The organism is Caldisalinibacter kiritimatiensis, from assembly GCF_000387765.1.
In the GTDB taxonomy this organism is placed as follows: domain Bacteria; phylum Bacillota; class Clostridia; order Tissierellales; family Caldisalinibacteraceae; genus Caldisalinibacter; species Caldisalinibacter kiritimatiensis.
This window is the reverse complement of the sequence record NZ_ARZA01000131.1, coordinates 1-8601: the sequence shown is the minus strand read 5'-3', so window position 1 is coordinate 8601 and position 8601 is coordinate 1. Positions and strand designations below refer to the sequence as shown.

At 31.8% G+C, this 8601-nt stretch carries 8 protein-coding genes; 7 read left to right on the top strand and 1 reads right to left on the bottom strand.

What is annotated here, in order from left to right:
* Positions 1-157 precede the first annotated feature (157 nt).
* From L21TH_RS06555 to disA, 7 genes are all read left to right on the top strand, one after another.
* Positions 158-394: a hypothetical protein gene (locus tag L21TH_RS06555; protein WP_006312164.1), complete on the top strand. Its 237-nt coding sequence runs from the start codon at positions 158-160 to the stop codon at positions 392-394.
* Positions 395-598: 204 nt separating this feature from the next.
* Positions 599-1060, top strand: a complete 462-nt coding sequence (locus L21TH_RS06550) for a CtsR family transcriptional regulator (RefSeq protein WP_006312163.1) — start codon at positions 599-601, stop codon at positions 1058-1060.
* A gap of 16 nt (positions 1061-1076) precedes the next feature.
* Positions 1077-1577 carry a UvrB/UvrC motif-containing protein gene (locus L21TH_RS06545; RefSeq protein ID WP_006312161.1) on the top strand — a complete coding sequence of 167 codons (501 nt, stop codon included), beginning with the start codon at positions 1077-1079 and terminating at the stop codon, positions 1575-1577.
* Between the two features lie 13 nt (positions 1578-1590).
* The gene (locus L21TH_RS06540) at positions 1591-2613 is read left to right on the top strand and encodes a protein arginine kinase (RefSeq protein ID WP_006312160.1); all 1023 of its coding nucleotides are present in this window, start codon (positions 1591-1593) and stop codon (positions 2611-2613) included.
* Between the two features lie 17 nt (positions 2614-2630).
* Complete coding sequence (locus L21TH_RS06535; protein WP_006312158.1) at positions 2631-5060, top strand: ATP-dependent Clp protease ATP-binding subunit; 2430 nt, start codon at positions 2631-2633, stop codon at positions 5058-5060.
* A gap of 506 nt (positions 5061-5566) precedes the next feature.
* Entirely contained in the window at positions 5567-6934 is a 1368-nt protein-coding gene (radA, locus tag L21TH_RS06530; protein WP_006312154.1) for a DNA repair protein RadA, read from the top strand.
* A gap of 8 nt (positions 6935-6942) precedes the next feature.
* The gene (gene disA, locus L21TH_RS06525; protein WP_006312147.1) at positions 6943-8022 is read left to right on the top strand and encodes a DNA integrity scanning diadenylate cyclase DisA; all 1080 of its coding nucleotides are present in this window, start codon (positions 6943-6945) and stop codon (positions 8020-8022) included.
* A 63-nt stretch (positions 8023-8085) separates the two neighbouring features.
* Here disA and L21TH_RS06520 read toward each other — a convergent pair whose 3' ends face one another.
* Complete coding sequence (locus L21TH_RS06520) at positions 8086-8481, bottom strand: nucleoside triphosphate pyrophosphohydrolase family protein (RefSeq protein ID WP_006312145.1); 396 nt, start codon at positions 8479-8481, stop codon at positions 8086-8088.
* Between the last annotated feature and the right edge of the window lie 120 nt (positions 8482-8601).

Sequence of the window (8601 nt, the reverse complement as noted above, 5' to 3'; positions counted from 1 at the left end):
AAGCTACTAACTACTAACAACGAACTACTAACTAACAAATCGACGAAGTCGATTTTGTTCCATTTAATAAAAATATTGGGCAAACAAGAAAAAGCATAATTTAAAATTAAACAGCAAAAAATAAAAATGCTCCTACTAATAAAGAGGAGGAATATCTTTGGCTGAATACTATGTCAATCTCAATATGCCCATGAGTATGGGTGCCAATGAAAAATTGCTAGATGTAATAGATGAAGTAAGGGAAAATGACACACTAATAATAACAATGAACAGTGTTAATGCAGCATATTCAGACGTATTGACAAAAACTTTAGAGAATAACAACTTCGATTATTCAGTAAAAGGAAGTCATTCAGGAGACGAATATCAAATTGTAGCTAAAAAAGAAAAATAAATATAACCAGGGTCAGTTGAAAGCTGACCCTATAAATTATAATAACTCAAGTAAAAATTAGAAAAAAAGATGTAAACAAAACAAATAAAAAAATTCTAGTTTAAATTAACTAAATTAGGGTATAATATCCATTGAAATTAAATATTTTTATGTTTAAAATTATATTAAAGGACAAAGAAAGTCAAAGTCAAAAGGATGATGCTTATGTCAAAGTTAAGTGACTTGATAGAAGAATTTATAAAATCATTAATGAGTGATGCAGAAAATGGAGTTATTGAAATACAAAGAAATGAATTAGCACAATACTTTAATTGTGCACCATCTCAGATAAACTATGTTTTAACTACTAGATTTAGTAACGACAAAGGATACTATATAGAAAGTAAGAGGGGCGGGGGCGGGTATATAAAGATAGTAAAAGTAAATATTAATAATAATCAACATATCCGTAATGTGATTTTAAATATAATAGGTGAATCTATAACTAAAACTAGAGCATATAGTATAATTGAAAGTTTTAAGGAAAAAGGACTTATAACGAAAAGAGAAATGAATATAATGAAAATGGCAATAAGTGATAGAGCATTAGCAGTAGACCCTAAGTATAAAAATATGTTGAGAGCTAATATACTTAAAGATATGTTGTTAATTTTGTTAGATGAATAGTAAGGAGGGGTTTTAAATGCTTTGTGAAGAATGTGGAAAAAATCCAGCTACTGTACATTTTAAAAAAGTTATTAATGGAAATGTTACAGAGATGCATTTATGTGAAGAATGTGCGAAAAAAAAGAAAGAATTTGATACTTCCTTTTCAATTCATAACTTTTTAACTGGATTATTAGATGATATTCAAGAAGGACCTGTTAAGGTTGATTATATACAGGCTACCAAATGTGATAAATGTGGGATGACTTACGGGAAGTTCAGACAAACAGGAAGATTTGGCTGTAATCATTGTTATGAGGCTTTCAAGGAAAAATTGACACCTTTGTTTAAAAATATACATGGACATGAAGAACACATAGGTAAAGTCCCTAAAAAAGCAGGTGGAGTCATTAGAATTAGAAAGGAAATTCAAAAACTTAAGAACCAATTAAACATAGCAGTAAAAAATGAACAATTTGAAAAAGCAGCTGAGCTTAGAGATAGAATAAAAGAATTAGAGGCAGAAATAGAAGGGTAAAGGGGTGAAGACTATGGTTAAATGGTTAGAAGGAAAAGGTCCAGAGAGTGATATAGTTGTAAGCAGTAGAATAAGGCTAGCTAGGAATTTAGAAGATATAAACTTTCCACAGATGATTACAAAAGAAGCTGCAGAAAGTTCAACTCAAAGAATCAAAGATGCTATTTTATCAAGTAATTCTGTGTTAACGAGAGAGTTTGAATTCAAAAGATTAAGAGAGATTTCAGAATTAGATAGAAATGTCTTAGTAGAAAAGCATCTAATAAGTCATACTCTTTTAGAAAGACCTCAAATAGGTAGCTTTTTATTAAGTAAAGACGAGAAAGTTACAATTATGATAAATGAAGAGGATCATATAAGAATGCAAGTTCTTTTACCTGGCTTAAGATTAGAAGAAGGATGGGATTTATGTAGTAAAATAGATGATGTTTTAGAAGAAAGATTAAAATATGCCTTTGATGAAAAGTTAGGATATCTCACATCATGTCCTACAAATGTAGGAACGGGGATGAGAGCTTCAGTAATGGTTCATTTACCTGCTTTAGTATTAACAGGAACAATAAATAAAGTGTTACAAGCAGTTACTCAAATAGGACTTACAGTCAGAGGATTGTATGGAGAAGGTACAAATGCAATGGGGAATCTCTTCCAAATCTCTAATCAAATAACATTAGGAGAAAGTGAAGAGAAAATTATAGAGAAACTAAAAAATGTAGTATTACAAATTATAAACAAAGAGAGAAAAGCTAGAGAAAAATTACTTAATTCAAACAAAGTACAAATTGAAGATAAAGTATATAGGTCATTAGGAATTCTTAAGAGTGCAAGAATTATATCTTCAAAAGAAGCTATGAAATTACTATCTAATGTAAAAATGGGTATAGATATGGGTATTATAGATGAAGTAGATAAAGAAGAGATAAACAAATTGATGATAACTGTACAGCCTGCGAATATACAGAAACGTGCTATGAAAGAATTAACACAGTTTGAAAGAGATATTAAGAGAGCAGAACTTATAAGAGAAAAGCTTTAATTTAGGAGGTGTTTTTCATGGGTACTTTTGGAAGATTTACTGAAAGAGCACAAAGAGTAATAATTTTTTCTCAAGAGGAGGCAGCTAAGTTAAATCACAATTATGTAGGAACAGAGCATCTTCTCCTAGGATTAATTAGAGAAGATGAAGGTATAGCAGCTAAAGCTTTAAAGAACTTAGGAATAGATTTAGAAAAAGTAAGAAAAAAGGTTATTAATTTAGTTGGATATGGAGAAGGTGGAGAAATATTAGGTTTTACTCCTAGAACTAAGAAGGTTTTTGAATTAAGTGTAATGGAAGCTAGAAATTTAGGACATAATTATGTAGGAACAGAGCATCTTCTTTTAGGACTTATAAAAGAGGGAGAAGGTGTTGCAGCTCTAGTTTTAAAAGAACTAGGTATTAATTTAGATAAATCAAAGGATGAGATAATAAAAATGTTAAATGGTAATTTTGGAGGACAAAATAAAAACAAGTTTAACAAAAAAACAGGAAAGACTCCTACATTAGATAAGTATGGAAGAGATTTAACTAAGTATGCGGCTGAAGGAAAATTAGACCCAGTTATAGGTAGAACAAAGGAAATACAGAGGGTAATACAAGTTTTAAGTAGAAGAACGAAAAACAATCCTTGTCTTATAGGTGAGCCGGGAGTAGGTAAGACAGCAATAGCTGAAGGCTTAGCTCAACAAATTAGTGAAGGAAAAGTACCTGAAATTTTAAAAGATAAAAGAGTGGTAACCCTAGATTTAGCTTCAATGGTTGCTGGTGCTAAATATAGAGGAGAGTTTGAGGACAGATTAAAGAAAGTTATGGAGGAGCTTAGAAACTCAGGAGATGTAATATTGTTTATAGATGAGATTCATACTATAATAGGAGCTGGAGCAGCTGAGGGAGCTATTGATGCATCTAATATCCTTAAACCAGCATTAGCAAGGGGCGAATTGCAAGCGATAGGAGCTACAACTTTAGATGAATATAAAAAGCATATAGAAAAGGATGCAGCACTAGAAAGAAGATTTCAACCTATAACAGTTGATGAGCCATCAGTTGAAGATACAATCAAGATTCTTGAAGGTTTAAGGGATAGATATGAAGCACATCACAGAGTTAAAATAACGGATGAAGCATTAAAGGCTGCTGCAGAATTATCTCATAGATATATTACCGATAGATTTTTACCGGACAAAGCTATAGATTTAATAGATGAAGCAGCATCAAGGGTAAGACTACAGTCCATAACTGCTCCTTCAGAGCTTAAAGAACTAGAAGAGAAATTAGAAGAATTATCCCAGGAAAAAGAAGAGGCAATTAGCACACAAAATTTTGAGCAAGCGGCTAAAATAAGAGATGAAGAAAAGAAAATTAAAGAAAAATTAGAAAAGAAACAAGACCAATGGAGACAGGAAAAACAGTCTAACTCCACGGAGGTAGGATATGAAGAAATAGCTCATATCGTATCAGATTGGACAGGAATACCTGTAAAAAAATTAGCAGAAGAAGAATCAGAAAGACTATTAAAAATGGAACAAATTCTTCATAAAAGGGTTATAGGACAGGAACAAGCAGTTAAAGCAGTGTCGAATGCTATAAGAAGAGCAAGAGTGGGCTTAAAGGACCCAAATAGCCCAATAGGTTCATTTATTTTTCTAGGGCCAACAGGGGTAGGTAAAACAGAATTATCTAAGGCATTGGCAGAGGCTTTATTTGGTGATGAAGATGCAATGATTAGAGTTGACATGTCAGAATACATGGAAAAACACTCTGTATCTAAGCTTATAGGTTCACCTCCAGGATATGTGGGATTTGAAGAAGGAGGGCAATTAACAGAAAAAATAAGAAGGATGCCTTATTCTGTAATCTTGTTTGATGAGATTGAAAAGGCCCATCCAGAGGTATTTAATATATTATTACAGCTATTAGATGACGGTAGATTAACTGATGCTAAAGGAAGAACTGTAGACTTTAAAAATACAGTTGTTATTATGACTTCAAATGTAGGAGCAGATACTATTAAAAAGCAAAAAACTTTAGGTTTCGCTGCTCCAGCAAATGAAGAAAAAGCAGAGTATGAAAAAATGAAAGACAATGTTATAACTGAGCTTAGAAGGTCATTTAGACCTGAATTTTTAAACAGAATAGACGAAGTTATAGTATTCCACTCATTAAATAAAGAGCATATCGGAGAAATCGTTGACTTAATGGTTAATAATTTAGAAAAGAGATTAAAAGAATTAAATATAAACATAACTGTAACTGAAGAGGCAAAACAGCATTTAGCTAAAGAAGGATATGACCCAGCTTATGGAGCAAGACCTCTTAAGAGAACAATAAGAAGACTTATTGAAGACCAGCTTTCAGAAGAGATACTAAAAGGTAGTGTAAGTAAGGATGACAATATAGTTGTAGGCTTTGATGGAGATAAATTGACATTTAATAGAGAATAGGATATTTCACTATAAAAAGTTCCTTAGCTTAGTCATATAAGCTAGGGAACTTTTTTATTGAGGGACGAGGCGTCCCTCAATAACGAAATAGAGGTATGTCTTCATTTTTCTAAGAACTGTAACCTAAGAGATAAGAGCTAGATTATAAATTGTTTTAAAGTTTGATAATACTATAGTTGGTGATTTTGTTAAAGATAATAATGTTAAATTAAATAGTGAGAATACATATATCAAAGATATTGAAATAATACAGAAAGAGGATGTGAGCTTGGTGTTATTAAACCTTAAAAGTGATAACATAGAATATACAGGTGAAATAAATAGATTAAATAATAAATTACCATTTTTAGATTTAGATTTTATAGTTGAAAAAATGTATTGATAATGTGATTAAAGACGGCGTATGAACTACGTCGTTTTTTATTGAAATATGAAACTTCTTGGAATATAATTATTTACATAATGGTAAATAATTATAAAGAGAGGATTATTTGGGAGGGTATTTTGTGGCAAAGCTTAAGACTAAATTCATATGCCAGGAATGTGGATATGAAAATCCAAAATGGTTAGGTAGATGTCCTTCTTGTGGAGAATGGAATACATTTGTTGAAGAAGTTTATATGAAAGATAAAAAAGGCGTTAATGTTAGTACTAAAGCGGGTAAAAGTAGAATTGAGAGATTAATAGATGTAAAGGTAGAGGAAGAAGAAAGGATTTCTACATCTATAGAAGAATTGAATAGAGTGTTAGGTGGAGGAATAGTAAAAGGGTCTTTAGTATTAGTTGGAGGAGACCCGGGAATAGGTAAATCCACTTTACTTATACAAACAGCTAACAATATATCAAAAAAAGGGCTTAAAGTACTATATGTTTCAGGTGAAGAATCTGCAAAGCAAATTAAGCTTAGAGCAGATAGACTAGGAGTTAAAGCTGGAGAGCTATATATAATAGCTGAAACTAATATTGAGGTTGTAAGAAGCGTTGTTGAAGAATTAAATCCTGATATACTTATTATAGATTCTATTCAAACTGTCTATAATCCTAATATAACCTCTGCACCTGGAAGTGTAAGTCAAGTAAGAGAAATAACTTCTATACTTATGACTCTTACAAAAACTAGACATATGGCTACCTTTATAGTAGGTCATGTAACTAAACAGGGAGCTATTGCAGGGCCTAGGGTACTTGAGCATATGGTAGATACAGTATTATATTTTGAAGGAGAAAGGCACCACACATACAGAGTGCTAAGAGCTGTTAAGAATAGGTTTGGATCCACAAATGAAATAGGTATATTTGAAATGAGGGATATTGGACTTATAGAAGTTAAAAACCCATCAGAAATGCTTTTATCAGGAAGACCAATGAATGCTTCAGGTAATGTTGTAGTATCAAGTATTGAAGGGACAAGACCTATGCTCATAGAAATACAAGCCCTTGTAAGCTATACTGCCTTTGGAATGCCTAGAAGAGTAGCAACGGGTATAGATTACAATAGAGTAGTTTTATTAATGGCAGTTTTGGAAAAAAAGGCAGGATTACAACTACAAAATGTAGATACGTACGTGAATGTTACAGGCGGAATACAAATAAAAGAGCCTGCAGCAGATTTAGGAATAGCATGTGCTATAGCATCAAGTTTTAAAGAAGTAGAGATAGACTCTAAAACTGTGGTTATGGGGGAAATTGGCTTGACAGGTGAATTAAGAACTATTAGCTTCATAGAAAAGAGGATAACAGAAGCATCAAAATTGGGATTTGAAACAGCGATAATACCAAGGGGAAATTTAAAAGGTCTAAATCAAGAGTTTGGAATGAAAGTAATTGGTGTTGCCAATATAAACGAAGCCTTAGATTTAGTTTTAGGAGGGTAGCTAAAAATATGAGAGAACAAGATATAAAAAATGACGATATTTATGAATCAATTAAAATTGTAGCTCCTGGAACCCCTTTAAGAGAAGGTCTAGAAAATATAGTTAGAGCGAAAACAGGTGCATTGATAGTAGTAGGAGATAGTGAAGAAGTTATGAATATAGTAGATGGTGGGTTTCATATAAACAGTGAGTTTTCGCCTGCATACTTATATGAGTTAGCTAAGATGGATGGAGCAATCATTTTAAATCATGATTCCAAGAGAATACTTTATGCTAATACACAGCTAGTGCCAGACCCTATTGTCACATCTGCAGAGACGGGAATAAGGCATAGGACAGCGGAAAGAGTTGCAAAACAGACAGGAGAGTTAGTAATATCTATATCCCAGAGAAGAAATATAATAACACTTTACAAAGGTTATTCTAAATACGTAATAAAGGATGTAAGTGAGATTTTATCTAAAGCAAATCAAGCAATACAGACGTTAGAGAAATATAAGTCGGTTCTTGACCAAGCTATGACCAATTTAAGTGCATTAGAATTTGAAGACTTAGTAACGGTATATGATGTTGTAACAGTTTTACAAAGAACAGAAATGGTTATGAGAATAGTTAAAGAGATAGAGAAGTATATACTTGAATTAGGAAATGAAGGTAGATTAATAAGTATGCAGTTGGATGAATTGACAGGTAATGTAGAAGAGGATGGAAAGAACGTAGTTAGAGATTATTATGTACAAAAAGAGGATACAAATTATGATGATGTGGTGAAAAAACTTAGAAAGCTATCTCAGGAAGATCTACTTGATTTAACCAATATAGCTAGAGTTTTAGGTTATGAAGGTGGTTTAAATGCACTTGATGAAGGAGTATCACCAAAGGGATATAGAATTTTAAGTAAGATTCCAAGATTGCCACTAAATGTTCTAGAAAATGTTATAGACATGTTTGGTTCCCTTCAAGAAATTTTAAAAGCTTCAATATCAGATTTAGATGCAGTAGAAGGTATAGGTGAGATAAGGGCTAGAAGTATTAAAGAAGGCTTAAGAAGATTTCAAGAGCAGTCATTACTGGATAGACATATTTAATAGGCAACCAATAATAGATGGTTGTCTTTTTTCATAAATAAAAAAGCAGCTATTAACTGCTTTTTATAACAAACTATAAATACCTAAAGTTTTTAACTCATCAAACTCTTTTGATATTATATCATCTAAATTCAGTTCTAAAGCATCGCATAATGAAGCTACATAGTACATATGATTACCTAGTTCTTCTTGTATTTTTTCTCTACAGGTTTCACATAATTCTCCTTCAATATGGTTTTTAAGAGATTCTTTTACTTCTTGTAAAGAAGGTTTATTGTAGCATTGCTTAGTTGCATTTATTTCTATACAGCCACACGAGGTAACAGACTTAACTATTGCTCTATTAACTCTTGCGTTTGATTCTTCTAGTTTAGTTAATATGTCAAGTATACTTTTGTGCCTTAATTGAGTATCAGAAACTGCATTTTGAAATTTGTTACAAAGAGAATCTTTTTCCATTAAATCACCTCGATTGATGTTATGTTACTTTAATTATACTTATTTGTGTATTGTCTTGTCAATCAATATCAGAAGTTTCGCATCTAAAAGATTTTAATGGGCGCTAGCCCTCAAGAATAG